The 24,238-nt window shown below is 60.7% G+C and carries 28 protein-coding genes, 1 tRNA gene and 3 pseudogenes; 18 read left to right on the forward strand and 14 right to left on the reverse strand.

Annotated features, from left to right (window positions below; all coding sequences use genetic code 11):
* Positions 1-13 precede the first annotated feature (13 nt).
* A complete protein-coding gene (secE, locus tag NL528_RS27955) occupies positions 14-205 on the reverse strand; it encodes a preprotein translocase subunit SecE (RefSeq protein ID WP_074276023.1) in 192 nt (63 codons plus the stop codon).
* An 870-nt stretch (positions 206-1,075) separates the two neighbouring features.
* Between secE and NL528_RS27960 the strand changes: the two genes are divergently transcribed.
* The gene (locus NL528_RS27960) at positions 1,076-1,261 is read left to right on the forward strand and encodes a hypothetical protein (protein ID WP_309177640.1); all 186 of its coding nucleotides are present in this window, start codon (positions 1,076-1,078) and stop codon (positions 1,259-1,261) included.
* Between the two features lie 44 nt (positions 1,262-1,305).
* Here NL528_RS27960 and NL528_RS27965 read toward each other — a convergent pair.
* Positions 1,306-1,381, reverse strand: a tRNA-Trp gene (locus NL528_RS27965).
* A 277-nt stretch (positions 1,382-1,658) separates the two neighbouring features.
* Here NL528_RS27965 and NL528_RS27970 point away from each other — a divergent pair.
* The gene (locus tag NL528_RS27970; RefSeq protein WP_309177641.1) at positions 1,659-2,882 is read left to right on the forward strand and encodes a serine hydrolase domain-containing protein; all 1,224 of its coding nucleotides are present in this window, start codon (positions 1,659-1,661) and stop codon (positions 2,880-2,882) included.
* A 70-nt stretch (positions 2,883-2,952) separates the two neighbouring features.
* Here NL528_RS27970 and NL528_RS27975 read toward each other — a convergent pair whose 3' ends face one another.
* The 3 genes from NL528_RS27975 to NL528_RS27985 all read right to left on the reverse strand — a co-directional run bounded on the left by NL528_RS27975 (position 2,953) and on the right by NL528_RS27985 (position 7,086).
* Positions 2,953-5,178, reverse strand: coding sequence for a fused MFS/spermidine synthase (locus NL528_RS27975; RefSeq protein ID WP_309177642.1), 2,226 nt, complete (start codon positions 5,176-5,178; stop codon positions 2,953-2,955).
* Between the two features lie 356 nt (positions 5,179-5,534).
* On the reverse strand, positions 5,535-6,302 hold the full coding sequence (locus tag NL528_RS27980; protein WP_309177643.1) for an SDR family oxidoreductase: 768 nt from the start codon (positions 6,300-6,302) through the stop codon (positions 5,535-5,537).
* A gap of 76 nt (positions 6,303-6,378) precedes the next feature.
* Positions 6,379-7,086 carry a histidine phosphatase family protein gene (locus tag NL528_RS27985; RefSeq protein WP_309177644.1) on the reverse strand — a complete coding sequence of 236 codons (708 nt, stop codon included), beginning with the start codon at positions 7,084-7,086 and terminating at the stop codon, positions 6,379-6,381.
* 157 nt (positions 7,087-7,243) lie between these two features.
* On the opposite strand from NL528_RS27985, the gene NL528_RS27990 reads away from it, so the two are divergent.
* The 8 genes from NL528_RS27990 (at position 7,244) to NL528_RS28025 (ending at position 14,643) form a co-directional block, all read left to right on the forward strand.
* Positions 7,244-8,029, forward strand: a complete 786-nt coding sequence (locus NL528_RS27990; RefSeq protein WP_309177645.1) for an SDR family oxidoreductase — start codon at positions 7,244-7,246, stop codon at positions 8,027-8,029.
* Positions 8,030-8,474: 445 nt separating this feature from the next.
* On the forward strand, positions 8,475-9,731 hold the full coding sequence (locus NL528_RS27995; RefSeq protein WP_309177646.1) for a tyrosine-type recombinase/integrase: 1,257 nt from the start codon (positions 8,475-8,477) through the stop codon (positions 9,729-9,731).
* Between the two features lie 125 nt (positions 9,732-9,856).
* The gene (locus NL528_RS28000) at positions 9,857-10,462 is read left to right on the forward strand and encodes a hypothetical protein (RefSeq protein WP_309177647.1); all 606 of its coding nucleotides are present in this window, start codon (positions 9,857-9,859) and stop codon (positions 10,460-10,462) included.
* Positions 10,463-10,669: 207 nt separating this feature from the next.
* The gene (locus NL528_RS28005; RefSeq protein ID WP_309177648.1) at positions 10,670-10,906 is read left to right on the forward strand and encodes a hypothetical protein; all 237 of its coding nucleotides are present in this window, start codon (positions 10,670-10,672) and stop codon (positions 10,904-10,906) included.
* 66 nt (positions 10,907-10,972) lie between these two features.
* Positions 10,973-11,662, forward strand: coding sequence for an MT-A70 family methyltransferase (locus NL528_RS28010; protein WP_309177649.1), 690 nt, complete (start codon positions 10,973-10,975; stop codon positions 11,660-11,662).
* 38 nt (positions 11,663-11,700) lie between these two features.
* Complete coding sequence (locus NL528_RS28015; protein ID WP_309177650.1) at positions 11,701-12,528, forward strand: toprim domain-containing protein; 828 nt, start codon at positions 11,701-11,703, stop codon at positions 12,526-12,528.
* Positions 12,525-13,880: a phage/plasmid primase, P4 family gene (locus NL528_RS28020; protein ID WP_309177651.1), complete on the forward strand. Its 1,356-nt coding sequence runs from the start codon at positions 12,525-12,527 to the stop codon at positions 13,878-13,880. Before NL528_RS28015 ends, NL528_RS28020 begins: the two co-directional genes overlap by 4 nt.
* A 301-nt stretch (positions 13,881-14,181) precedes the next feature.
* Complete coding sequence (locus tag NL528_RS28025) at positions 14,182-14,643, forward strand: hypothetical protein (protein WP_309177652.1); 462 nt, start codon at positions 14,182-14,184, stop codon at positions 14,641-14,643.
* An 87-nt stretch (positions 14,644-14,730) separates the two neighbouring features.
* Here the strand turns inward: NL528_RS28025 and NL528_RS28030 are convergent, their stop codons facing one another.
* Entirely contained in the window at positions 14,731-15,255 is a 525-nt protein-coding gene (locus tag NL528_RS28030; RefSeq protein ID WP_309177653.1) for a hypothetical protein, read from the reverse strand.
* A gap of 386 nt (positions 15,256-15,641) precedes the next feature.
* On the opposite strand from NL528_RS28030, the gene NL528_RS28035 reads away from it, so the two are divergent.
* From NL528_RS28035 to NL528_RS28050, 4 genes are all read left to right on the forward strand, one after another.
* Positions 15,642-16,571, forward strand: coding sequence for a hypothetical protein (locus NL528_RS28035; RefSeq protein ID WP_309177654.1), 930 nt, complete (start codon positions 15,642-15,644; stop codon positions 16,569-16,571).
* On the forward strand, positions 16,568-16,783 hold the full coding sequence (locus NL528_RS28040) for a hypothetical protein (protein ID WP_309177655.1): 216 nt from the start codon (positions 16,568-16,570) through the stop codon (positions 16,781-16,783). Before NL528_RS28035 ends, NL528_RS28040 begins: the two co-directional genes overlap by 4 nt.
* Positions 16,776-17,582 (forward strand): hypothetical protein, encoded by an 807-nt coding sequence (locus NL528_RS28045; protein WP_309177656.1) that lies wholly within the window; start codon positions 16,776-16,778, stop codon positions 17,580-17,582. The genes NL528_RS28040 and NL528_RS28045 overlap by 8 nt, the downstream gene beginning before the upstream one ends.
* A gap of 643 nt (positions 17,583-18,225) precedes the next feature.
* Positions 18,226-19,089, forward strand: a complete 864-nt coding sequence (locus tag NL528_RS28050; RefSeq protein ID WP_309177657.1) for an alpha/beta hydrolase — start codon at positions 18,226-18,228, stop codon at positions 19,087-19,089.
* A gap of 165 nt (positions 19,090-19,254) precedes the next feature.
* Here the strand turns inward: NL528_RS28050 and NL528_RS28055 are convergent.
* The 4 genes and pseudogenes from NL528_RS28055 to NL528_RS28070 all read right to left on the reverse strand — a co-directional run.
* Positions 19,255-19,359 (reverse strand): annotated as a pseudogene (locus NL528_RS28055) (SOS response-associated peptidase); the annotation flags it as partial.
* Between the two features lie 35 nt (positions 19,360-19,394).
* On the reverse strand, positions 19,395-19,751 hold the full coding sequence (locus tag NL528_RS28060) for a hypothetical protein (protein WP_309177658.1): 357 nt from the start codon (positions 19,749-19,751) through the stop codon (positions 19,395-19,397).
* Complete coding sequence (locus tag NL528_RS28065; RefSeq protein ID WP_309177659.1) at positions 19,720-20,064, reverse strand: hypothetical protein; 345 nt, start codon at positions 20,062-20,064, stop codon at positions 19,720-19,722. The genes NL528_RS28060 and NL528_RS28065 overlap by 32 nt, the downstream gene beginning before the upstream one ends.
* Before the next feature lie 60 nt (positions 20,065-20,124).
* Complete coding sequence (locus NL528_RS28070) at positions 20,125-20,304, reverse strand: hypothetical protein (protein ID WP_375143897.1); 180 nt, start codon at positions 20,302-20,304, stop codon at positions 20,125-20,127.
* Positions 20,305-20,497: 193 nt separating this feature from the next.
* On the opposite strand from NL528_RS28070, the gene NL528_RS28075 reads away from it, so the two are divergent.
* Both NL528_RS28075 and NL528_RS28080 read left to right on the forward strand, forming a co-directional pair.
* Positions 20,498-20,746 carry a hypothetical protein gene (locus NL528_RS28075; protein WP_309177660.1) on the forward strand — a complete coding sequence of 83 codons (249 nt, stop codon included), beginning with the start codon at positions 20,498-20,500 and terminating at the stop codon, positions 20,744-20,746.
* A gap of 40 nt (positions 20,747-20,786) precedes the next feature.
* The gene (locus tag NL528_RS28080; RefSeq protein ID WP_309177661.1) at positions 20,787-20,984 is read left to right on the forward strand and encodes a hypothetical protein; all 198 of its coding nucleotides are present in this window, start codon (positions 20,787-20,789) and stop codon (positions 20,982-20,984) included.
* Between the two features lie 46 nt (positions 20,985-21,030).
* On the opposite strand, the pseudogene NL528_RS28085 reads toward NL528_RS28080, so the two are convergent.
* From NL528_RS28085 to NL528_RS28100, 4 genes and pseudogenes are all read right to left on the reverse strand, one after another.
* Positions 21,031-21,474 (reverse strand): annotated as a pseudogene (locus NL528_RS28085) (SOS response-associated peptidase family protein); the annotation flags it as partial.
* A gap of 5 nt (positions 21,475-21,479) precedes the next feature.
* Positions 21,480-21,920: a hypothetical protein gene (locus NL528_RS28090; RefSeq protein ID WP_309177662.1), complete on the reverse strand. Its 441-nt coding sequence runs from the start codon at positions 21,918-21,920 to the stop codon at positions 21,480-21,482.
* A gap of 125 nt (positions 21,921-22,045) precedes the next feature.
* Positions 22,046-22,885 (reverse strand): hypothetical protein, encoded by an 840-nt coding sequence (locus NL528_RS28095; protein WP_309177663.1) that lies wholly within the window; start codon positions 22,883-22,885, stop codon positions 22,046-22,048.
* A gap of 72 nt (positions 22,886-22,957) precedes the next feature.
* Positions 22,958-23,274 (reverse strand): annotated as a pseudogene (locus tag NL528_RS28100) (hypothetical protein).
* Between the two features lie 275 nt (positions 23,275-23,549).
* On the opposite strand from NL528_RS28100, the gene NL528_RS28105 reads away from it, so the two are divergent.
* Together NL528_RS28105 and NL528_RS28110 are read left to right on the forward strand one after the other, a co-directional pair.
* Complete coding sequence (locus tag NL528_RS28105; RefSeq protein ID WP_309177664.1) at positions 23,550-23,876, forward strand: hypothetical protein; 327 nt, start codon at positions 23,550-23,552, stop codon at positions 23,874-23,876.
* Between the two features lie 41 nt (positions 23,877-23,917).
* The gene (locus NL528_RS28110; protein WP_309177665.1) at positions 23,918-24,229 is read left to right on the forward strand and encodes a hypothetical protein; all 312 of its coding nucleotides are present in this window, start codon (positions 23,918-23,920) and stop codon (positions 24,227-24,229) included.
* The last annotated feature ends 9 nt before the right edge of the window (positions 24,230-24,238 follow it).

The following is a 24,238-nucleotide window of genomic DNA, read 5'->3' on the forward strand; positions in this document are numbered from 1 at the left end:
GTTCCGGTGCTCATTAGTGGACACCCAGCAAGAAGGTGACGAGGTAACGGATGATCTGATCCGAGGCGAAGAAGAAAATCGAAGCCAGCGCAACCATCACGAACACCATGATCGTGGTGATCGTCGTCTCGCGGCGCGTCGGCCAGGTGACCTTGTTGGTCTCCGAGCGCACTTCCTGCAGGAATTTGAACGGGCTGAAAGCCATCGTTGGGTATCCGCGTCCTTCGTGAGACGATTGTCTGATTTCAAGAAAATTCGAACAGCCGAATTAGGCCCAGCCCTCTCTCGAAGGATGAGCCGCCAAGCGGGCTCGATTGTTCGGGGGAATTTAAAGCCGCGCCGGATATCCGCAGAGCGGGCCGGCAGCAGGTGGCGGCTATCTACTGCCAGTTGGGCAAAAGGTCAAGGTATGGGAGACCGCCGAGCCATAATCCCCCTCCCCGGCCCCAGGCGTCAGAAGCGGGTCGGCAGCCTTATGCACGCTTTCCTTGCAGCCTAATTCGCAGGCATCAAGTCATCGCGATCACGGCCCGGCGCCTCGCACCTGCGCCCATTTATTGACGCATATTTATCCCCTCATCCGCCATCGCTGATCCAGCAAAGGAGCGGGAAATCGGAATGGCGTCGTATCGAATTTGCTGCGGGATCGCAGCTGCCGCGTTTCTTCTTTTGCTTCCAGCCTTTGTCTTCGCCCAGGGTACCCCGCAACAGCGCGAAGCCTGTACCCCGGACGCCTTTCGACTTTGCGGCGCCTATATGCCGGACCCCGACGGCGTGGCCGCGTGTCTGAGGGCCAGCGGTCCGCGCCTGAGCCCGGCTTGCTTTGAAGTTTTCTTTCCACCGCAGGACGATCCGCCGCCGCGGCCGATCGCCCCGCGGAAACGCCAAAAGCCGCAGCCGCCACCTCCACAAGAGGACGAGGATTAGCAGCGTTATTTCGCGCTGTTCCGACCCGCCGGAACCCGAGTGGTTAATCGCCGCTAACGCCGCATCTCAAATCCGAACAAGACCGCGATCGGCTTCTTAAAAATTGCCGCGCATCGTGTTCGTCCCATCAACCGGCAATGAGATAACCATGGCACTGCTTGGCGAAGACCAGGAAAAGCCGCCAGTCGACCCCGCCTGGACGGTTCTTGACGCCGCGAACGACCTTGGCGACGCCGTCACGGTCGACGCCTGCCGGCGCGTGATCGATGCGAATCTGCGCGGCGACGCCCCCGCAACATCGGACATGGCGGTCGTCGCCGCGTTTTTTGGCTAGCTGCGGCCCCGCAGCAGGAAGTTCGTCCAAGTCTTTGATTTTGCTGGCAGGAGTGGCAGGGCTCGAACCTGCGACCCCCGGTTTTGGAGACCGGTGCTCTACCAATTGAGCTACACTCCTGCAGGGAACCGTGCGTCGCCGCCGGTTCGTGCCGTTTCAAGCATAAGCCACACCCCGATTGCAAGGGCGAAGCGGTCGAACGCCGACAAACCACCGGCTGCACCACAGCCAGTTGCGATAGTTTTCGCCATAGCGGGCGACACTGAAATGCAACGCCGCCGCGCGGCAAATTCCGGCCGGGTTGCCGGTCCGCCGGCAGTAATCACGCTGTTCAATTCAAAACTTCTGCGCCAAACTTCATCCTCACCACAAACAACAAGAGCAAATGGGAGAGACCATGAACGCCCAAACCGCCGCCAGGCAGACTTCCGCCCCGCAGACCCCATCGCTGCCGCACGCCAAGCCGGAGCAGCTCGGGCTCTCCCCCGTTCGCTTGCAGCGGCTCTCCGACGCGTTCAAACGCGAGGTCGACAAGGGCACCCTGCCCGGCGCGACCGTGCTGGTGGCGCGCCGCGGCCAGATCGGCTGGTTCGACGCCATCGGCAAGCAGAGCCCGTTGGCCGCAGCGCCGATGGCGAAGGACAGCATCTTCCGCATCTTCTCGATGACCAAGCCGATCGTCTCGATCGGCATCATGATGCTGATCGAGGACGGCCATTTTCTGCTCAGCGACGCGGTCGCAAAATTCATCCCGGAATTTGCCAACCAGAAAGTCGGCGTCGAACACAACGGCGAACTCGAACTCGTCCCGCTGAAGCGGCAGATGACGGTTCAGGATCTGCTGCGGCACACTTCGGGCATCACCTACGACCACACCGGCAACGGCCTGGTGCAGCGGCTGTATCAGGAGTCGCGGCTGCGCAGCCGCAAGATCACCAACGCGGAACACGCCAGCTTCGTGGCCAGCCTGCCTTTGATGTGCCAGCCCGGCGCGGAGTGGAACTACAGCCGCTCCACCGACATCCTCGGCCGCATCATCGAAGTCGTCAGCGGCAAGTCGCTCAGTGCGTTCCTCGCCGAACGCATCTTGGCACCGCTGCAAATGGCGGAGACCGCGTTCCACACCGCCGAAGCCAATGCCGGCCGTCTCGCCGAGCCGTTCCCGACCGATCCCTGGACCGGCGATAAGGTGCAGCTCTTCAACATGCTGGAAAAGCCGGTGATGGAATCCGGCGGTGGCGGACTGGTCTCCACCACGATGGACTATGCGCGGTTCAGCCAGATGCTGCTCAATGGCGGCAGCCTCGACGGCGTCAGGATCGTTGGCCGCAAGACGCTGGAGCTGATGGCGTCGGATCATCTCGGCCCCGAGGTCAAAGTTGACTCTCCCTTGATGCCGCCCGGCCACGGTTTTGGGCTCGGTTTTGCGGTCCGCACCCATGCCGGAATTGCGCCGTTCCCGGGTTCGCTCGGTCAATTCTTCTGGAGCGGCATGGCCGGCACGTTCTTCTGGATCGATCCGAAGGAGGACCTGTTCGCGGTGTTCATGATGCAGGGCCCGGGTCAGCGGCAATATACCCGCTCGCTGCTGCGCGATCTGGTGTACGCGGCGGTGGAATGACGGACATCGTTCCCGGGACGGCCCTGCGGGGCTGTCCCGGGATGCGCCCGCCTTTGCCGTCAGACGCCCTTCATTCCATTCCAAGGTAGTGGCGCCACTCGGTTCCCATGTTGTCGTCCGTGATAGATTGGCTACCCGCCGTGCGGGCGAGCACTTCCGGACAGCCCTCGATCATGTGCTGCGAACTTTGATCGACCGTTGCCAGTGAATCCAGCAGTACGCGGTCGCTTGCGCTTTGGCTGTCGAACTCGTTGTGCCCATCAATGACGTAAGACTCCAGCGTCTGGCGCCAGCGGCTAAAATTCCAGTCGATTGGAGTTTCCGAAACGACCATGTGGTTGGTGAACCGTGCCCCGTAAGGAAATGCCAGGCAGGCGGTTCGCTGCACGCGAGCGGAGTCGGTCGTATTGTAGAACATGATTCCGTGCGGATTGAGGTGCTGCTGCCCGAGCTTGAGAAATTCGGTCGATAGCAGGTTTGCGGCATTGGCGCGAAAATTCCAGGTCGTGTTCGATACGATCGCGTCGAAGCGCCGTTCGGGATGGTGGCTCAACCAGCGTCTGCCATCGTCCTTGATGATGGTGACTTTCGGGTTGCCGAGCACGGAAGCGACCTCCGGCTGCTGTGCGATCAAGTCAACATAGCCCGGGTTGATCTCGACCACCGTAAGCGAGTTCACCGCGGGATTGTTGGCGATCACCTGCGCCCACGAACCCGACGCCAGCCCGATCATCAGAACGTCGCGCGGAGATGCGTGAAACAAACTCAACGCGTAGGGCCGGATGATGCCGTTTCGATCGTCCTGTAATCGCGTGTTGAAGCGTCCGTCATACATCCCGTTGCCGAATACGGTGCCATCGGTGTCGACGGTGATGATGCCGCCGCGATTCTCGACCACATGGCCAAAGGCGTGATCGACGGTGCCCTTGAACAGCAGGTTTTCGAGCACGCGCTCCGACAGCAACGGTGTCACGACCACGGCAACAACCGACACGCCGACAGCGACCGCCGCGCGCTTCAGCCGCTCCGTGCGCGCGACATCGAGCATCGCGATCACGGCCAGCGCGCAGGCCGTGCCCGCAATCACCAGCAGCACGGCGATCTGCACCAGAGTGAGACAGTTCGTCAAAACAAAGCCGGTCAGGATAGCGCCGGCCGCGGAGCCGAGGATATTGGCGAAATAAAGCAGCCCCGTTTGCATTCCGGCGCGATCGTCGGCCCGGACGCCGAATTGGGCGAGATACGGCAGCAGTGATCCCCATCGGCGGGCGATCAAATAGACCATCACCATCGCAATGACGAAAACACCGCTGCCGAGCCAGGCGAAATGCGCCATGGCCGGCAGAAACAGCAGGCCGAGGAGATTTGCGAAAACAAGTTCGTCGGCTGCTTTGCGCATCGCGTCGGCCTGCGGGAGCGTCTCACATACCTTGCCCGCGCTCCGTGCCCCGCCTGCGATGCCAGCGAGAAAGCACGCCAGCGTCAGGCCAAATGCCGTTGCACTCGATCCGGAGGCATAGGAGACGGTTCGGAACAGAAATATTTCATACGACAAGGAAATGAACCCGCCGAGCGCCGCCAGCAGCAACACGGGTCGCATGGCAACGATCGCCTCGCGCGCGCCATTTTCTGCCATCGAGGGTACAGCGCGAGGTTCATCGGGATGCAGCGCGTGCGCCGCCATTGCGCCGATGGCGACGGCAACGTTGACGCCGACGGCGGTAAAAACCGCCCCATGCATGCCAAGGAACGGGAACAGCACGATGCAGCAGACGACGCAGGCCGCCGCCGCGCCGAGCGTATTGACGTAATAGAGCAGGCCGACGGCGTTGCCGACTTGCCCGGAGCGACGAACCAGGTGCGAAACCAGGATCGGCAAGGTCGCGCCCATCAGCAGCGTCGGCACGATGACGAGCAACAGGTTGACGGCGGCCATGGCCGGCAGCGGCCAATTGACGATGAGCGCACCGACCTGCTCGAACACGCTGAGCGACACGATGCCGAAGGCGGCGGTCATTATCTCGATCGCCGCCAACAAGGGCAGCAGACTGATCCCGCGCCGTTTTGAAACCCAGCCGCCGGCAAGACTGCCGAGTCCCAATCCAAGCATGAAGGCCGTGATGACGATGGTCACCGATTCCGAATTGACGCCGAAAATGCGAAACAACTCGCGTTGCCAGGTAAGCTGGTAGATCAAGGCCGGAAAGCCGGAGAAGAAGAAAAGAGCGCCGAGAATTTTGGCCCATGTCGAAAGGCGCGCCCCGTCATTGGCGACGGGTAGATCGAGCGTTGTCATGGGGAACTCCGGGAAAACGTCCCACAACCTTAGAGAGCATTCATGAATCAATACTTGCCGCGGCAATGACAATGTTCCGGGAAGGATCTTTATCAATTGACGGAACAGCACCGACTCGGCGGCGCCACAGTTTCCCTTTCGCGAAGCTGTTTTCGAATTCCAATCATCCGCAAAACGGGTGAATCAAGCTCCGCCGTGTGAAATCAAAGGTTGCAGGCGCCAGCGCTGGCCGTGTCGCCGGCGAAGCGGTTCAGCCCGCATTCCGTTAGTCTTAACGAAAATCGACACTTGGGCGGATTCCGGGGCGCTTCGTCCCGCGCAGGGTTCGATAGGCCCCGGAATGGCCAACCATCGCGTCAACTGATCGTGGCACCGCCGTCGATGACGATGGTCTGGCCGGTCATGAAGTCGCCGGCCGCCGATCCCATGAATACCGCAGCCCCTGCGATCTCGTCGGGGATGCCGATCCGCAGCAGCGGCGAGCGTGCGGTGGAGGCTTTGAGGGTTTCCGGATTGTCCCACAGCGCCTTGGCAAAATCGGTCTTGATCAGGCCGGGCGCGATGCAGTTCACGCGGATATTGTGCTTGCCGTATTCGCAGGCGAGGTTGCGCGCGAGCTGCATGTCGGCCGCCTTCGAGATCGCGTAGGCGCCGAGCACCGTGGAACCCTTCAGGCCGCCGATCGAGGAGACGATGACGATCGAGCCGTCCTTGCGCTCGATCATCTGCGGCACCACCATCGAGATCAGCCAGTTGTTGGCGACGATATTGTTGTCGAGAATCTTGCGGAACTGGTCGTCGGAAATGCCGCCGAGCGGACCGTAATATGGATTGGACGCCGCGTTGCAGACCAGCACGTCGATCTTGCCGAAGGCGCGGTTGGATTCGTTGACCAGGTTTTGCAGGTTTTCCTTGCTGGAAATATTCGCGGCGATCGCCACCGCCGTCCCTTTGCCAAACTTGTCGTTGATCTCCTTGGTCACGAGATCGCAGACATCCTGCTTGCGCGAGGAGATCACAACCTTGGCGCCGTGCTCGGCCATGCGCTCGGCAATGGCGCGGCCGATGCCGCGCGTCGAGCCGGTGATGACGGCGACTTTTCCCTTCATATCGAACAAGGTCATGTTTCTCTCCCAATTAGGTTTTGATTTTCGTCTCTTAAGCTTACGCAGCGTTCATGGCCTTCGACAACCGCGCGCCTCACGCGAGCTTGGTCTCCGGCACGACTTCCGGCCCGGCCGGCTGATGCATCGCGGCGTGCCTGGCATCCGCGATCCACGGCTGCTGGTTCACCATGGGCAGCCGCCAGTTGCTGTGGCCAGTGCTTGAGAAGTGATCGAGCCGCGTCACCGAACAATTGTCGATGTCAAAGGCGAGGCCTTTTTCCGCTTGACCACCCAGAGCCAGGCCGACGGCGGCCTTGATGGTGCCGCCATGGGCAACCGCGATCACGTCCTTGCCAGCCTCCTCGATGGTGATCCGCTCGATCGCACCACGCGTGCGATGATAGAGATCCATGAAACTTTCACCGCCCGGTGCAGGTTCGTCGATATCAGCGAACCAATGGCTGCCGACCGGCCGGCTGGCGATGAAGGCGGCGCGGTTCATTCCCTGCCATTCACCGAGATGCTGTTCGGCAAAGGCGGCCACGTGCGGCATCGCCGAAGGCTTTGGAAATCCCGCCGCCCAGATCGCCTCCGCCGTCTGATGCGTCCGCATCAGGTTGCTCGCATACCAGACCGCGCTACGCGGCAGAATCTTCGCGACCGCCTCGAACACCTCGCGATCGCTGGTGTCGCAGGCGATGTCCGACTGGCCGTAGATGTTGCCGCCATCGTTGCGCACCGGTGCATGGCGCACCCACCACCACCGTGTTGTGACGACGGTTGGTTTGGCTGGATTGGACATCGGGAATACCCTTCCATACTGTTCGCCATGGCTGTACGTCAGTGCACACATCGTCTCAAGTGACTTGTCGTTGCAAGTGGCTTGGGCGTTTGAAATCTTGTTTGAAATTCCGTGGAGCGGCAAGCGCCGACACGCATAAGTTACAAGGGAGAACCTCATGGGCCGCCTCGAAGGCAAATCCGTCATCATCACCGGCGCTGGAAGCGGCATCGGGCGCGCCGCTTCGCTGTTGTTCACCAAGGAAGGCGCAAAACTGATTGCGGTCGACCGCAGCGAGAGCGTGAAGGAAACCGCAAAGCTGGTCAGCGATGCCGGCGGCATCGTGGAAGCAGTGATGGCGGACGCGGGTTCGGAAAGCGACGTAAAGGCCTTCATCGACAAAGCGGTGTCGAAATATGGCAAGCTCGATGCGATCTGGGCCAATGCCGGCGTCAGCGGCGGGCTGGTGCCCATCCCCGAACAAACCGTCGAGCACTGGCAGGAAGTGCTGCGTATCAATTTGATCGGTCCTTTCCTCGCGATCAAACATTCGATCCCACATATGACCAAACAGGGGTTTGGCTCGATCATCTGCACCGCGTCCGTCGCGGGGCTGAAGGCCGGCGCCAGCGGGCACCCTTACGGCGCCAGCAAGGCCGGCGTCATCAGCCTGGTGCAGACCACGGCCTATTCGCTGTCCGGCACCGGCATTCGCATCAATGCGGTGTGCCCGGGCTTGATCGAAACCGGCATGACCAAACCGGTGTTCGATCGCGCCAAGGAACGCGGCACCCAGGACAAGATCGGCCAGCTCAATCCCCTGAAGCGCGCGGGCCAGCCGCATGAACTGGCGGCGATGGGATTGTTCCTCGCCAGCGACGAGGCGTCCTACGTCAACGGCCAGGCGATCCCGGTCGACGGCGGGCTCACGGCGTCGATGCCGTATGCAGGCAAACCGGTTTAATTGGTCGGGGGCCGTCATTGCGAGCGAAGCGAAGCAATCCATGCTACCGCGCAAAGAAAGAATGGATTGCTTCGTCGCTTCGCTCCTCGCAATGACGGCGCTCCAATCTTAAGGTACGCGTTCGCATTCCCGCGACGCGTTTCGCCCGGGCTTTGCAAATCGTTTCGCCCATAAAGAAAGAGGGCGCAGGGAAAGCCGGGTGCGCGCTGCACCCGCGGTCTCGCGTGCAATGTGCACAGAGAACACGCACACGAGCATACAGGTTCAGCGGAGAACATCCGGCCTTCCCTGCGCAAGGGAAAATAATTACGCGTATAGAATCTTAGAGAAGCGTATGGAACGCCTAACCCGTTGATCCGCCATGTATTGTGTCCATATGATGCCAGAGCCTTCTTCGGCATTCCACACACAGCATTGCGACACATCGCGAGAACGGGGACAGCTCATGGCACGCAAGATTCGCGACAGCAAACTGGAGAGCCGCAGCGCACGGCTGAAAATGGGGATTCGCCGCAGGCCCTACAGCGGCCCGTCACTCGCACGCGGCATCGCGCTGATGTACCGCCGCAACGTGACCAACGGCAGCTGGGTGCTCAAGGCCAGCGATGGCAGCTCCGGTTATTGGACCAAAGCCTTCGCGGTCGCCGACGACTTCGAGGACTCGGACGGCAAGAACGTGCTGACGTTCCACGAAGCGCAGGACATCGCCAAGCAGCTGGCGCGCGGTGACGATGGCGGCACCGGCACCGCGCCGGTCACCGTCGATGGTGCGCTAAAGGACTACAGGGCCGACCTGATCGCGCGCAACGCAAACCCCTACAATGCCGACCATCCGCGCGTCCACCTCACCAGCGCCCTGCTGTCGAAGCCGGTGGCCGTGCTCACGGCGACCGAGCTGAAGAAATTCCGCGACAGCCTGCTCGGCACCATGGCATCGTCCACGATCAACCGGCTCGGCCGCTGTCTATGCGCCGCACTGGAGCAGGCCGCGCTGCACGATCAGCGCATCAAGAATCGTGACGCATGGGAAATCGGACTCGCGAATTTGCCGGACGCGCAGGAGGCGCGGAACGTGATCTTGAGCGACGACAAGGTGCGTGCGTTCGTCGCCACCGCTTACGGGCTCGACGACGGATTCGGGCTGCTCAGCGATACCTTGGCGATCACCGGCACAAGGCCGAGCCAAGCCGTCCGGCTGCGTGTCGAGGACCTGCACGACCATCCGGTGCGGCCGAAGCTGATGATGCCGCGAAGCGGTAAAGGCGGCGGCCGGAATCGCAGCGTGAAAAAGCAAGAGCGCTACAGCGTGCCGATCACCGTGCAGCTGGCGGCACGGCTGAAGGCAGCCGCCAAGGGCCGCGCCGACAATGCGCCGCTGCTGCTGCAAAGCGACGGCAACCCGTGGGACAAAAACCCGGGCCAGAACTATCATCGCGAAGTGGACACGGTCGTCTCCGCCATCGGTGCCGATCCAGCCGCGACGATGTACTGCCTGAGACATTCCAGCATCGTCCGCATGCTGCTGCAAAACGTGCCGATCCGGCTGGTTGCATCTCTTCATAACACGAGCGTTGCGATGATCGAACGGACCTACTCGAAATACATCACCGAACACAGCGACGACATCTCTCGCAAGGCGCTGCTGGAACATAAGGAGCCGGAGGTCGCCGTCGCCGATAACGTCATTGCCTTGGCGAGCTGATCGGCCTCATCGATAACCAGTGAGCCGGCGATTCGACACTCGTGGTACCCGCAATGCCCAAGCACAGACCAAGCAACAGCACGTCCACCGCTCCGCCGGCCCATTCCGCTCGCGTGGCAAGTGCCGTGACATTTACTGCTTTCTCCGAATCGCAATGGCAGGGCATTCGTTCGACCCACGACTGGCCTGACGGCACCGATTGGCGCGGCGAGATCGAGCAGGTTGGGCGACAATTTTCGGAGGCTCGGGGCGAGAGGGAGGCGTGGCTCAAGACGTTTCGGGAGAAGCCGGCAAATGAGAAGGACAGAGTCGAACACGCGCTACTAAAAACACGCGAGCAGCAGAAGGCGTGGGCGGATAGCAATCTCGACGATACCGACCTTCCCGATCCCGGCCTCAAGTTGCGGCAGCAGCGAGCTGAGCAGTGGCTTTACAACTATGATACTTGGGTTACGCCATTTGCCGGGCAGAGAGACTTCATGCAGAACCGACTCGAATGGACGTTAATGTCGATATGGGTCGAGGCAGGCGGGGAGCTGAGCTATTCGAGAAAGAAGGACGATCCCGGCACCCCCTATGGACCGTTGATTGACTTTCTCACGCTCACGCTCAAGGCCATCCTCGGCAGGACATATCGGCCATCCAACATCGCGAAGATGATCGACCGCCACCGACCGGAAATCGCAAACGCGCGGGGCATACGCAGGCGGCGCGGCGGGCGATTCGCTTGAGTCGGTTGCGGGGCGTGCGGATCAATCCCGCCATGAGGCCGCTACCCAGGTGACTCAGCGTTGGCGCAAGAGCCTGAAATCGCGCCGAGATTTGGCCACTTCCCTTATCACTGTTCGACAGAAGACTGATCGTAGAACTCTACGAAGCAGTTCGACCACGCTCTACTGGCTTCTACCCGCAATCACAGCAGTAGGAGCAGATAAATTATGGCCCGCCCCGAAGTCACCGGCCGCAAAATTGCATTGCCTGACGTAGCGGACAACGCTGATGCCTTTACGATCAGCGAGTTTTGCACGCGCCACCGCATCTCCGTGCCGCTGTTCTACAAGAACCGTAAGCAGATGCCCCGCACGTTCAACATCGGGACCCGCGTGTTGATTTCCAAGGAAGCGGCCGCCGCGTGGCGTCGCGAGCGCGAGCAGGCCGCTCAGCGCGTGGCCTAGCCGCGCGGAAAAGAAAAGGCGGCCCGCCAGCCGCCTTCTCCGATCTCATTCAAGGAATCTCATTAGATGTTTGTCAGCAATACTAGCGCGCTCACGGGCGTGCAACCCGGCGAGAATTTTCCTCAGCCGGAAACCGCCGCGCGGTTCTTCAATCCGCTGGCGGCGTACAGTTACGATCTGGTGGTGATCGATCCGCCCTGGCCGTTCAAGACGTGGAGTCCGGCGGGGCAAGGCAAGTCGCCGTCGGCGCAGTATCGCGTGATGACGCTTGCCGAAATCATGGCGTTGCCGGTCCGCGACTTGTTGAAAGACCACGCGGTTGTTCTGCTTTGGGCGACCGGCGCGATGCTTGATCAGGCGGTCGCGGTCATGCAGGCGTGGGGAATCACCTACAAGACCGAACTTGCGTGGCGGAAGGTGACGCGTAACGGCAAGGTGCGCATGGGTTGCGGATTCTGGGCGCGCACCATGCACGAGCCGATTCTGCTTGGCACGGTCGGTAAGCCGCCCAAGATCACCCTGCCGTCGCTGTTTGATGGCGTCGCGCGCGAGCACAGCCGCAAGCCTGATGAGTTCTACCGCATGATCACGGAGCGGACGCCGGACCTGCGGCGTGCCGACGTGTTCGCTCGCGAAAAGCGTGAAGGCTGGGATGCTTGGGGTGACGAGGTTGGACGATTCTCGTCGCCCGGCAGCGGCACCGAGCGGAACACGATCCTGATGCCTGGCCGTGAGCAGACGGGAGTGCAGTCATGAACGCACGCCTGTTCAGCATTCGCCAGGTCGCCGCCATCATGGGCGGCGATGTCACCGGCCGCGATTCCTGCAACGTGCCCGGCCCCGGGCATTCACCCAAGGATCGCTCGCTGGCTATCCGCATCACGCCCAGCGGATTCGTAGTTCATAGCTTCGCTAACGACGACTGGAAGGATTGCCGCGAGTACGTGCGTAGCAAACTTGGCCTGAGCGACGACTGGCGCTCCGACAAAGCGCCGTCACCGGATATGACCGGCGACGATGTGGAGCGCCGGAAGAAGTTCGCCCTGAAAATCTGGGCGGATTCCGTTGATCCGCGCGGAACGCTTGCGGCCCGCTATCTGAACGAGCATCGCGGGCTGCAGTTGCCCGACAGCGCCGCCTACTCGGTGATCCGCTTTCATGCCGGGCTGCGCTATGAGGCCGGAAAATATCTTCCGGCGATGGTGTGCCTGCTGCGCGACATCAAGACCAACGAGCCGTGCGGGATTCATCGCACCTTCCTCGACCGTTACACCGGCGAGAAGATCGACCGCAAAATGCTTGGCATCGCCAAGGGCGCGGCCATCAAGCTCGACGCCGAACCGTCAACGACGCTGACGATTGGTGAAGGCGTAGAGACGGTGCTGGCGGCGCGCGCGGCCGGTTTCACACCGGCATGGGCGTTGGGATCGAGCGGTGCCGTGCGGTGCTTTCCGGTGCTGCAGAATCTGCGCGAGCTGACGATTCTGCAGGAGAACGACCCGACCAGCCGCCGGGACGTCAAGAGCTGCGCGCGCCGGTATCTTGACGTGCGGCGTCCGGTGAACATCGTCGAACCCAAAATCGGCAACGACTTCAACGACTGCTGGAAGGCGTGCGGATGAATAAACCCTTCGCGGTGCATCGTTTGATGCCGAACGACATCGTCACCGAGGACAGCGCCGCCCAGCAGTTCATCGAGCTGCATGGGGACAAGCTCCGGCATTGCCATTCCCACGGCAAGTGGTTCCGCTGGAATGGATTCCATTGGGAGATTAACAACACCAACCTTGCCTTTCACTGGGCGCGCGAATTGGCCCGGCAGCTCGCGGAGAATCAGAAGGATAGCAAGCGCTACAAGATCGAAGCTACCAGTTTCGCTGGCGGCGTTGAACGCTTCGCAAAGTGCGATCCCCGCGTTGCCGTCACCATGGAATATTGGGATCGCGATCCGTGGCTGCTCGGTACGCCGGGCGGGACGGTCGATCTGCGTTCCGGCGAGTTGCGTCCTGCCTCGCTCGATGACGGCATCACCAAGGTTACTGCGGTAAGGCCGGACAGCAGCGGTTGCCCGCGCTGGCTTCGGTTTCTGGTCGAGACGACCGGAAACGACGGCGAGTTGATTCGGTTTTTGCAGCAGTGGTGCGGTTATTGCCTGACTGGAATCACGCGCGAGCACGCTCTGGTCTTCGTCTACGGCCCTGGTGGCAACGGCAAGTCTGTCTTCCTCAACACCGTCACCGCGATCTTGAAGGACTACTCCGTCACGTCGGCGATGGAGACGTTCACCGCCTCGACCGGCGACAAGCACCCGACCGATCTGGCGATGCTGGCCGGAGCCCGGCTTGTCACCGCTAGCGAGACCGAAGAGGGTCGGGCATGGGCCGAAGCCCGCATCAAGGCGCTGACCGGCGGCGATCCCATCACCGCACGCTTCATGCGGCGCGACTTCTTCACCTATCTGCCGAAGTTCAAGCTGATCGTGATCGGCAATCACAAGCCGGTCCTACATAACGTCGATGAAGCCGCTCGACGCCGGTTCAACATCGTGCCCTTCATCCTCAAGCCTGCAGCGCCGGATCGCGAGCTTGAGCAGACGCTCATGCAGGAAGCACCGGGTATCCTCCAGTGGATGATCGATGGCTGTCTCGACTGGCAGCGGAACGGGCTGATTCGCCCGACCAGCGTGATCGACGCTACAGCGGAATATTTCGGCGATCAGGACCTTTTCCGTCATTGGATGCAAGAGGAGTGCATCTGCGAGCCCGGTAACATGGACAGGTCAGAAGCCAGCAGCATCCTGTTCAAGTCATGGTCTGACTACGCCAAGGCGGCGGGGCACAAGCCCGGCACCAACTCGACCTTCAAGGACAACCTGACGGCGGCCGGGTTCAAGTTCTACCGTGGTGAGAAAGCTCGGGAGTTCTTTGGGATCAGCCTGCGCCCGAAACCGGCGTTCGATGGTGGCTATCCATGAGGAGATGGATGGCTGACGGCACTGACGGCGCTGACGCGTTTTCCGGTTTAGTCGCTTACGCGCGCGCGTGTGGCGTCAAACCGAAAATGGCGTCAGCGGCGTCAGTGGCGTCAGGGTTTCTCCGGCCAGAATGCCGGTCGCGGGGGACTGGCCGCTTGGCAGTGCGCCTTGGCAATCGAAAAGGTTCTTCCAGCGGGTCGGCCATATGCGGGTCGCGCTCGCGCCCTTGGGGTGACTAGCGACAGAATATTTCAAGGGGATTGATATTTATGAAACAAAATTGCCGCAAACAGAAGGCCAAATGACCGACGATCAGAAATCGCTCGCTGCCGAACTCGACCGGCTTGCCGCCGAGCATGCGAGGCTCGCCGCCGACGCTGCTGATCTAGCCATCCGAGTGCGCCAGCGTGAAAGCGAAGGCGGTGTGGTCGCTCGCATTCTCCGTGGCGATTTGTTGAACTTGGAGCAAGCGGCCGACATCGCCGAGTGCAGCGACGAAAAAATCCGGAAGCAGTGCGAGCTGACCGCCGGAACGAAGCGCCCGCTTGGGATCAAGTTCGCGGGCCGTTGGATGGTGGGCAAATCGGAACTGATCGACGATCTTGAGCAGGGCAAGATCGACAAGCGTCGCGGTCCGCTTGTGCGGCAGCGCGCCGAGGAGCGGGCGCGAAAATATGAAGGGTGGGCGCGGCCACAGGAGCCGCTTAAGCTGGCGGAGCGTGCGGACCGCCATTGCTCCGAAGCACCACCCGATGCCGCTTAACGCGGTGCCCTGTCTTGAGATCAGGGGTTCGCAACCCTCACGGGAGCATCCGCTGGTCGACGAGGCCATCACCGCGCCGCGCGGACGCTATTTCCGGCCCATGCCGACAGCACCCGACTCACTGTCAGCGGTATATTCGAGGCTAAATCGACCAACGCCTATCGGCTTGCTTTCGAATTTGATGGCCTTCTCTGAGAGTGCGGCAAGTGTGCCGGAAGCGAACTTGAACACCCCTTTTCCGGAGACCTCGTTACCGGCAGGCTTGCCATCTTTCATAACAACGGACCCTTTACCCTCGGTGAGTTGGCTGACCGCTAATCCCCCCGAGGCCCGGTGAATTCCGCCAGCAGTCAAATACGTTCCTTGAGAACCATCCCACTCACTGATCGAAGACCCCGTGAACACTGCGCCTTTCAGCAGGCCCTCCACGCCAAGGCAAGAATATTGGACATTGGTGAGCCGATGCCCATCACGGTCGCCGATGGGCTCCTGGCTTGGCGCGCCGATAACACTGCATTCATACCGCCCGACCGTTTCCGCAAGCGCAAATCCGCTTGCGCTGACCAAGCTGAGCGTGGAACACGCAACCGCAACCATAAAACGCTTGTCCATAGAAACCTCCTCTAAACGCGTGTGCCAGCGCACACGATCCATCGAGTGCAGTAGGAACCGCCAAAAGTAATCTGGTTCCTTGAGGCTCAGTGCCCGCCGCTGGCTCTGACGCTGCCGCTAAACAACCGGGACCTCGGCACGTCCCCTCTGGCGGCTTCCAACAAGCGGCTGAACGATACACCTACAGAAACGATGCCGGAAGAAGAGCGTGGTGAGAATTTCATCAGAAGCGGGCAGCATATTACCTCCATGGACCTACCTCGTTTTTGGCGCGCGCCACAACAATCGCTCGTGCTGTTGGCGCACGCCACAGGTCGAGCCTTCGCAAATCACTTTGCAGTCAGTAACGTTGTGCCATGGCACCATTTTTCCGAAAAAAAACTCCTATGGAAAAACTCGAAACCGAACTCGCGGCGTTGCGCGCACGCGCCGAGACCTTGAGCAGCCGCCATGCGGCAGCGGACGCGGCGTTCGGTGACGCCAAAGCAAAGCTCCAGCGTCACCACCTCGAAGCCGATCTCGATGCCGACGACAAGGCTCGCGCGAAGTTGGAGGCGGCGGTCGCCGCCTGCGCTATGACGCGCGACGGTTACGCCGATGCCCTCGGCGAGGTGCAGGGGCAGATCGCCGACGCCGCGCAGCGGATCGCCGCCGAGCGCGCCGCTATCGAGCGCAAGACGGCGAGCGAGCAGCTCGCGCGCGATCTCGACGCCGTCGAGCTGGCTTTGTCGCCTTACCTGGAGTCTGCTCGCCGCCTTGTCGTCGCCCTTGAGCACGTCCACCATCATTACGAGGCCGGCGAGATGGCTCGCTTTGTTGGCAACACTTCATCGCAGGTCGAGGTCGCTGGCGCTTTCGCTCTGCAGGAGCTGCGTGGCACGGTCACCGCGATCCGCGATGGGGCCGCTCCGATCCCAGCGCCGAAGCCGGAGCCCGCGCCTGTTGCGATGGTCGAGCCGGTGCCGCCGACGCAGGCCGTGTTCATGTTGCGCAGCGCGAAATATCGCGACCATGATGGCCGTGCGCGGTTCGTAGGCCAATACGAAGATGCCGTCATGCCGGTGACCACGGCACAGCGTGCATTGCGCCATGGCGTTGCCGTGTCCGTTGCTGATCCGCGCCGCGCCCAGCTTCGTGGCGCGCGCGGCAGCGACTTCAATCCCAACGCGCCTGATGTCATCGACCTCGACGCCACCGAGGAGCCGACCGGTGCGCCGCACATGGAGCCCGACCCGGTGTTGCGCGAAGCCAACTTCACCGTGCTCGACCGCAGCGCAGAGGCGCGGATGCTCACGATTGAGGAGCCGCGCCTGTGAGCAGGAAAGCCGCACCGCCGGGCTGGGAGCCTCACCGCATCACACATCGCGTGGATGGTTGGGTCATCATTGACCCCAAACATGAAGACCGCATCCCGGCCGCCGTGGCCGAGATGATCGCCCGCGCCATGCCGCAGCCTGGCGACAGCGCCGTCGCCGCTATCCGTGCGCGCATGTACCGCCGCCATAAGAAGGTACTTGGTAATGTCTAAAGGAAATCCGGCTGAGAAAGGCAACGCCCAGCCTGCGACCTCTCGCGCCGGGATGGAGGCCGCTGCCTGCGTCGGACTGGGCACGACCGACAACGGCAGCGGCCTCGACGTGGAGGTCGATGAATACGACGAACTCCTCGCCTCAATCGGCCGCTCGTTCGACCAGGATGTACGTATCGCCACCCACGAGGCTGGGCATGCTCTCGCGTCCCGGTTACTCGGACAAGAGGTCGGCGGCATGACCGTGAACCCGGACACTGCCCGTGGATATGAGGGCCTGTGTTGGGGAATCGGCCACACGGAGGCGTTCGCCGAAGGTCGCGGGGACGCGTCAGACGTTCGGGACGTGCTTCGTCCGATGATGCCGCAAGCGGGCGAAGATCGTCGTCCCGTGGCCGATGTCTTCGGCAGCGTCTATGACAAATGTATTGAGTTGCTCGCCGGTCAGGCGGCGGAACGCATGGTGCTCGACGGTGAGCCAGCCGCGCCCGCCGACGATCTCCGGCAGGCTCGCGCACTGGCCCTGTTGATCTGCAACAGCGAAGAAGCGATTGCGGCGTTTCTCGCGTTCTGCGGTGCCGCCGCACGTGATCTGTTGATGCCCTACGGCGATGTCGTGATGGTGCTGTCTATTGTGTTGCGTATGAAGCGCACGCTGGAGGGGCCGGAGATCGATGAGATCATCTCGGATGTGCAGGCGCGCAAGTCAGTCGCCGTTGAGCGTGCCCGCCGTAGGCAGTGGCAGCGCGTCATCGAGAACGCCGCCACTTTCCGGGCCGCTGATTGCGAGCGCGCATAAGCTGTTTGCCAGCTTCCCTCCCGCCAATGGCCCGAAGTCCGCTTTGCCTCCGAAAGCCGACATTCGTCGCGGCGGTCGGCATGTCCGCAAAGTGCCGATACCTGACCTCGTAGGCGCGCCCATCGCCCTTACGAAGGCCGGATCGGAGGGCCGGTGAGCTCAAGAAAACGTTGTGCGGTTGCGGTCGATGCACTCTTCGATGCTAACGGCGGGTGGCCGGTCAGTTGTCGAACGGTATCCGTCGGCGTCGCATAGAGATTCGATCGGTTGACATCATCGAGTCCAAGAAGAAGTTCGACGCGCCATGGAGCGAGACCGGCCGCCTCAAGCCGTGCGCGCCGTTCCTCGATCGATACTGCTTCGTAGTGAATCGGTCGCTGGAGTACGTGGGTCTGGCGAGCGGCGACTTCCGGCCAGGTGAGGGCGAACGGCCCCGTCAAAGCATGAGTCCTTCCCCGCCTCGAGGGCTCGGTCAGGACCGCGACAGTCGCGTCGACCACTAGTCGATCAAGGGCGTTGCGGCCGTGCAGCGCGCTACTTCGTTACACATGTAACGCTATTCCCGATGACCGAAATTCTTCTGTAGCGCACTCGGCCCATCATCGTCGCCTGCCAAACCAACCAAACCAAAGAGGAGGACACGATGCTGATGGAAAAGCCGGCTAGCGGTGAGCGCGTTGTCTTGGTTCACTGCTCGGCAAGCTCCGCGCGGCAATGGAGATCGCTCTCGGAGCAGCTCGTCGGCTTCCAACCCCTGCCGATCGATCTTTGGGGTCATGGCAACCAGCACCGCTGGCATGGCTCCGGTCCGCTGCGCCTTTCGGAGCAAGCGAGAGCCATTCAGGACGTTTGCCCCGATGGTGCCCCCTTCCATCTCGTCGGCCATTCCTATGGTGGTGCTGTCGCGCTCCAGTTTGCATTGAGCCACCCTGAACGCTTGCATTCCCTCACGCTTATCGAGCCGAGCTGCTTTCACCTTCTGAAGGGACTGGACGCCCAATACATCGATGAGATCCGAGCAGTAGCGGAGGCCGTCAGCCGCGAAGTCATCTGCGGCGATTACCTAACGGCCATGAAAACCTTCATAACCTACTGGGGCGGCGTCAATAGTTGGGACATCCTGTCCGACGAAAAGAAAGCTCAGTTTGCGCAGGTCGCCGTCCACGTTGCACATCACTTCTGGAGTCTTATTGAAGATAATAACACGCCGCTGACAGCTTATGCAGACATCGACGTCCCCACACTCATTTTGTGCGGCACGCACTCGCCCGCGCCGTCGCGCCTAATAACTCGGCTTCTTGCCGAAGCAATTCCTCTTGCTCGGCACCGCACGATTCCCTATGCCGACCACATGTCGCCAATTAACCGCGCGGCCGAGGTGAACGCACTCATATTAGAGCACCTGTTGGGCCGCGCCGCGCCGCTCACCGCTGAACAGTTCCCCAGAGCGGCCCGTACAGCCGAGCGTGGCCGTTCGATGACGCTGCCACAAGGGTCAACTCAATAATTCTGCGATAGCTGCTCGCGTCTTGCGTTCTCCCTTAGGCCACTCGACGAGATGGCTATGACTTCCGGTATGGGTCAAAACCGGAAGTCGCCGTCGGTTCGGGGCACTTCCGCTTTGCCCCTGAAACCAGACGTCGGCTCGCCCCCATTGCTGGCTCTCGATGCGTCACGCCGCCGCCCGATCTTCCTTGTCAGTCCCGCGCATGACGATCTTCAATGCATCATCCGGCAATGGCCGCTGCAACGCCTTGGCCTCATCCAAGGGCGCGCGAAACGAAATTGGGCTATTGATGGTTTGAAGACTAATCATTTCGGCGACATTCGGCGCTCGCCGATCACCACGTCATTGTTGGCGGCGTAAATATAGCAACCGCCATCCCTCCCGCTTCGAGCGGGATCGCTGTTGCATTTCGCCAGTGCGGATGCTTGCGCATCCTTTAGAGTCGGATCGCCCGCCGATATGAACAGCTTGCCCCATGGGTGTATCGCCATCGCCTTCGGCTCCATCGCCAAGTCATAGCTTTGCACATCGGGACGCCGCCTTGTAATCGCACGGATTATTGGGATTTGCGAAACGTCATACCTGCCCGCATAATGTAAGCGTGGCATGTCCTTCGAAGTCAGTTCGCCTTCAGCCGCTATTTCTTCGTTCACCGCGAGCAAGGCACACGGCTTGCCGTACCGCAGTTGGCAGGCTTCCTGGGCGCGTTCCCCCGGCAACCGAGGCGTCTTCATGCTCGCAGGAGCGGAAATAGGAAGCGTGCACAAGCTCGACCGCTTGCGCCTTGTTGGACTTACAGGCGATGTAGTCCTTAATCAGCGTTTCTCGAACAAAACCGAACACGGTCGGCGCGGTCGCAGCAATGATGGATGCCATTGCCTTCTCAAACTGAGATTTTCTTTCCGTATTCGTCAACGCTGCCAATGCAGCACTCGGCAATAGCACGACGACAATCAACGATCTCAGAGTTTTCATTTTATGGCCCCCAGCCGAGCCCTAACCTTACCAAGGTTTTGACCGGAAAATCTACCCGCCTTAAGCCAGTAGCGCGGTGTCTTCCTTATCGGGACCGCGCCTAACCATCATTAGCCCATCATCCGCCAACGGCCGCTGCAACGCCTTCGCCTCGTCCCACGGTGCGCGCATCCAAACGTCCCGCTCTTCGTCGGTGGTCAGGATCACCGGCATCGCCTTCGGATGGATCGGCTCGACCACCGCATTCGGCGATGTCGTGAGAAAGCCGTAGACCAGATGCGGTCCCGGCAGGTCGCGGGAATTTTTCGCGGTCGATCATCGGCTATGGAAGCCTCGGCGCGGCCGACTCGCCAATCGCCTCGAAGGGCCGCAGCTAATGTGATCGCCGTCACAGTACGAAATCGGCCGTTAGAGCAAAATTGATGCGCCTGGGATGAGCGATGTCATCGCCCCCAAGCAAAGCAAAGCAAAACCGAACCGGAGAAGTACGATCATGACCACGACGATCAACACATCGATGCCAGTTGAAGTCCGAGAGTTGACTACGGATGAACTCAATCGCGTGAGCGGGGGTATGGATTGTCAGGTCGGCTATAGCGTCTGCATACTCAATATCAACGGATTCAAAATCCCGATCCTGGCCAGCGCTGTTGATTGTAAGGTGGGGCCGCCCTCGCTGTAGTGGCTGTCGCCGTCAAAACCCGAATTGGAGAAGTACGATCATGACCACGACGATCAATACATCGATGGAAGTCCGTGCCCTGACTGAGGATGAACTCAATCGCGTGAGCGGGGGCCTGATTTGTGATGGCGGCGCTAGTGTCATCATAGTTGATTACGGCGCATTCAAAATGCCAATGCTGTCCGTCGGGGTTAATTGTGGGTCGGGGGTTATTATCGACGTTCCCAAGGGCCGCTGAGGCGGCCCCGGTTCGACCCCTGCGTCCCGAACGCAGGCCGCTCCCGGCCTTCGGACCGCCTCGACTTTGTGCCACGGTCGCCCTTGAATTCGGCCCAGATGCCAGCGAAGGCGAACAGCGGCCTTTCATCGTTGAGCGCGAACCACACCACGTCCTTCTTCTTGGTCTCCGGGTTGGGCTCCGGTGCGTATTCGGCGAAGCTGTTGAACGGCACAAGGCAGCGGTTCTCGGGCCTGAGCCAGCCGCGCCAGTGCGGCGACGAGGTGTTGCGGATGTTGGTGACAGGCGGGCCGCCGGTCCTGGGTGGCGGCGGCATGCCCCAACGCATCGTCACCATCTCGGTGCCGGTGTCGGTGTTGCGGATCACCGGAGCCGGATAGTCTGGAAACACGCCCGGCATTGGCCCGAGATTGCCGACGTAGCGATTGATCACGCGGAATAGGGCGCGGATGGCCTCTTGGTTTGTGGTGATCGAATAGAGATTGCACATTTCAACTACTGCTCACCCGTCGTTATTCGAACTAAGCTACGTGCCCATGCGCGAGCACCATTCCCACCTTTAAAGTAAACCGTACCATCGGCAGAAATTGACGAAATGACCCATTCGCGATTTAGGGTATCGTGCTTGTTTCGAACTCGAACACCCACCGCTAGTCTCTGCTCAACTATCCCACGGCAATTCAAACCGTCCATAATGTCTGCGATGACGGCGTCGCCAACGCCCCTCGTTTCGTGGCGGATATCGAAGCCGAACTTCATGGCTAGCTCGATTTGCTTTGAGGTCGGACTACCCAAGTCGTTTTTGCCAAAGAAGCTCCGCTGTATTGCATCCTGTATCAGTGCATGCGCGACCCCAATCGATTTTTCCGAAAGCTCAAGACCAAGCCGTCGCCCAAAATCGATTTGAGCTTGCGTCACCTTACGGGTCGTTTCCATCAGAGACTTCCTACCGGTCGAAGCGATTGACGATGGAGAACAGCATCTCGATTGATCTTGCTCCGGTTCAACGCGCACCGCGAACCGCGCCAGCTTCGCGATCCCCCGGATCGGCGGCGCACGTTTCATGGTCGGCGACGAACGTAGTTTTCGAACTCGAAGATTTCGTTGCTGACACGCACCAAGAGTGAATAGCGGTCGGACAGATTTTGGATTGCGGTTTCGCGTTCTCTAGCGAACCTCTCACGAAGAGCGGCGCGCATCGATTGAAGCGCTTGGAAGTTTTCGACGGTCGGCGGAGGTGGTCCACTTTGTTGCGCATGGGATTGGCGCTCACGTTGCGCGATCTCAGTAGCGATCTCATGTACCAAAATGTTCCTTTCGTCGCGCATCTTGACGATGTCAGGAGCGAGAGCAATCAGTTTAGACAGACATCCGCAGTTTGTGAATTTGTCGGCGGCCTCAATGAAGGGTGATGAAAACTTCCTGCGAGGCTCCCCATGAACCTTGTCCTTGGATCTATTATAGTCTTCCTGTCCCTGCCTGAACGCGGCGGCAATGAACAATTCGCGAAGACGTTCCGTTGCGGTCGCGAGATATATCAGCGCACTCATGCGGTGAAGATCAAAAAACGCGTCGTTGACAAAATCCTTCCCTCTCGCTGCATCGATTGACAGTAACAAAAGCCCCATCGACATTCGCGCGGCTTCCATCAATCCTTCGAAGTCTGCGCCAGCAATAGCAATGGTCCTCAGCCATTCCGGCGGCTCGGGTTGCGCGGCTTTGTGTGTCCCACGCGCATTGAAGACCATTGGATTGTCGATTGGCGGGTCTGTTTGCCATTGCGCATGTCCGATGAGATCGGGGTCGGCATCGTATGCATTCAGCCATCCGAAGTTGCCCAGCTTCCAAATTTTCGCGACAGTCAGTAGACGCTCCGCCTCGCCATGAAGCGCGTCGTTCAAGTGTGTCGGCCCAGTTGTCACGATGAATGGCCTCTTGGTCCGTGGTGCTGTAGATGTTGGGTTTGGTTTGTGTCACCAGGTTGACGGCGGATCGTCGGCTGAAATCTTCGTCGGTCGCAGCGCGACCAGATGGCTGCGCTGACCGGTGTGTCGAGGGCAACGGTCTGGTGCGTGTCGCAGCCCAGGCAGCGGACTTCGAGATAGCCGTAACCGGCATTGAGCGCGTCGCCCAGGGTCGGCGACGGCTGGGCCGGTCCCTGGAAGCCGAGCATGCGCTTGTTCCAAGCCGCGACGGCGAGCCGGTCGGCATCCTTGCGGGCTTCCGCCGCCCGCTCTGCCGCCGCCCGGACCGATGCGCCGTAAATGGTCTCGCGTGATTTGCTCCCCATAGCGAGAAGATGCGCCGGGCCGCGCGGGACAGGCAAGCCGCTACAGATTGCGGTGGATGGCGTGCCGGGCACAACGGAGGCGACGCAAATGCGTCGAGCACCGTCACCGCACGGCCATCGCCGCGCGATCAAGGCCCTAAATGGGCCATGCTTCCGAAATGTGGGGATAGCCCCAGCTCTCTAAGGTTGCGCCCGACGCAATCTTCGACCATTCTGCAAGCCATCGCCGCAACTGGGGGCCGACGATGCGGGGGCTATTGACGCTGGTATATTGCTTGATCTCGATCCTGACCGCTGGGCAGGTGATGTTCAGGTCATCTTTGTCGGTTGGTGTTAGCGCGCTGGCGGCGTCAGCGTTGGGCTTCTTCGGAACAGCAACCTTCTTTGGGTCGTGGCTAGCTCGGCGGGAAAAGAAATATAGGGCGCTTGATCTGGCCGGCATTGGCGCAATTGCTCTGGTTCTTGTGATCGCCGCGTTCGGCCTCATGCTTTGGTCCGGCTTTAGCCTCTCGCTGGATGGGGTTCTGATCCCCGGCCCGTACTGGATCGTGGTGGGGATGGTCACAGCACTTCTCGTGACGACGAAGCAGCATGCCTTATGAGGTGGTCGCGGATTGCCTATTGTGCCGCAATCGTGGCCCTCGTGACGATTCTGGTGACGCGCGGCACTAGTCCGTGGCTGACAGTCCCACTGGGTGCGTTCGCTGCGTACTGGACCTATCTCAGCACGAAGGCAGTGTGGCATGTGATGAGCTTTCGCATTGCTGTTTGGCGTGCGAACCTATTGCCTCCGATTTCGGTGAAAAATCCTACAGAGCCGCCGGCTGCGCAAAAATCGTTATGGTGGCTCGCCAATCCTAAACTGGACAAGGCGGTGGACGTTGCAACGGTCGTTGGCGTGCTGGTCTTTCCGGCACTGCTGTGGCTTCCCCTGATTTTTTGGCTGCTTGACTGAAAAGAAATA

The sequence above is a fragment of the Bradyrhizobium sp. Ash2021 genome, assembly GCF_031202265.1.
In the GTDB taxonomy this organism is placed as follows: Bacteria; Pseudomonadota; Alphaproteobacteria; order Rhizobiales; family Xanthobacteraceae; genus Bradyrhizobium.

Coding starts and splice junctions, on each gene's coding strand:
- secE (WP_074276023.1), bottom strand. CDS start 205: ATGGCTTTCAGCCCGTTCAAATTCCTGCAGGAAGTGCGCTCGGAGACC.
- NL528_RS27960 (WP_309177640.1), top strand. CDS start 1,076: ATGGCACTGCTTGGCGAAGACCAGGAAAAGCCGCCAGTCGACCCCGCC.
- NL528_RS27970 (WP_309177641.1), top strand. CDS start 1,659: ATGAACGCCCAAACCGCCGCCAGGCAGACTTCCGCCCCGCAGACCCCA.
- NL528_RS27975 (WP_309177642.1), bottom strand. CDS start 5,178: ATGACAACGCTCGATCTACCCGTCGCCAATGACGGGGCGCGCCTTTCG.
- NL528_RS27980 (WP_309177643.1), bottom strand. CDS start 6,302: ATGACCTTGTTCGATATGAAGGGAAAAGTCGCCGTCATCACCGGCTCG.
- NL528_RS27985 (WP_309177644.1), bottom strand. CDS start 7,086: ATGTCCAATCCAGCCAAACCAACCGTCGTCACAACACGGTGGTGGTGG.
- NL528_RS27990 (WP_309177645.1), top strand. CDS start 7,244: ATGGGCCGCCTCGAAGGCAAATCCGTCATCATCACCGGCGCTGGAAGC.
- NL528_RS27995 (WP_309177646.1), top strand. CDS start 8,475: ATGGCACGCAAGATTCGCGACAGCAAACTGGAGAGCCGCAGCGCACGG.
- NL528_RS28005 (WP_309177648.1), top strand. CDS start 10,670: ATGGCCCGCCCCGAAGTCACCGGCCGCAAAATTGCATTGCCTGACGTA.
- NL528_RS28010 (WP_309177649.1), top strand. CDS start 10,973: ATGTTTGTCAGCAATACTAGCGCGCTCACGGGCGTGCAACCCGGCGAG.
- NL528_RS28015 (WP_309177650.1), top strand. CDS start 11,701: ATGGGCGGCGATGTCACCGGCCGCGATTCCTGCAACGTGCCCGGCCCC.
- NL528_RS28020 (WP_309177651.1), top strand. CDS start 12,525: ATGAATAAACCCTTCGCGGTGCATCGTTTGATGCCGAACGACATCGTC.
- NL528_RS28025 (WP_309177652.1), top strand. CDS start 14,182: ATGACCGACGATCAGAAATCGCTCGCTGCCGAACTCGACCGGCTTGCC.
- NL528_RS28030 (WP_309177653.1), bottom strand. CDS start 15,255: ATGGACAAGCGTTTTATGGTTGCGGTTGCGTGTTCCACGCTCAGCTTG.
- NL528_RS28035 (WP_309177654.1), top strand. CDS start 15,642: ATGGAAAAACTCGAAACCGAACTCGCGGCGTTGCGCGCACGCGCCGAG.
- NL528_RS28045 (WP_309177656.1), top strand. CDS start 16,776: ATGTCTAAAGGAAATCCGGCTGAGAAAGGCAACGCCCAGCCTGCGACC.
- NL528_RS28050 (WP_309177657.1), top strand. CDS start 18,226: ATGCTGATGGAAAAGCCGGCTAGCGGTGAGCGCGTTGTCTTGGTTCAC.
- NL528_RS28065 (WP_309177659.1), bottom strand. CDS start 20,064: ATGAAAACTCTGAGATCGTTGATTGTCGTCGTGCTATTGCCGAGTGCT.
- NL528_RS28075 (WP_309177660.1), top strand. CDS start 20,498: ATGAGCGATGTCATCGCCCCCAAGCAAAGCAAAGCAAAACCGAACCGG.
- NL528_RS28080 (WP_309177661.1), top strand. CDS start 20,787: ATGACCACGACGATCAATACATCGATGGAAGTCCGTGCCCTGACTGAG.
- NL528_RS28090 (WP_309177662.1), bottom strand. CDS start 21,920: ATGGAAACGACCCGTAAGGTGACGCAAGCTCAAATCGATTTTGGGCGA.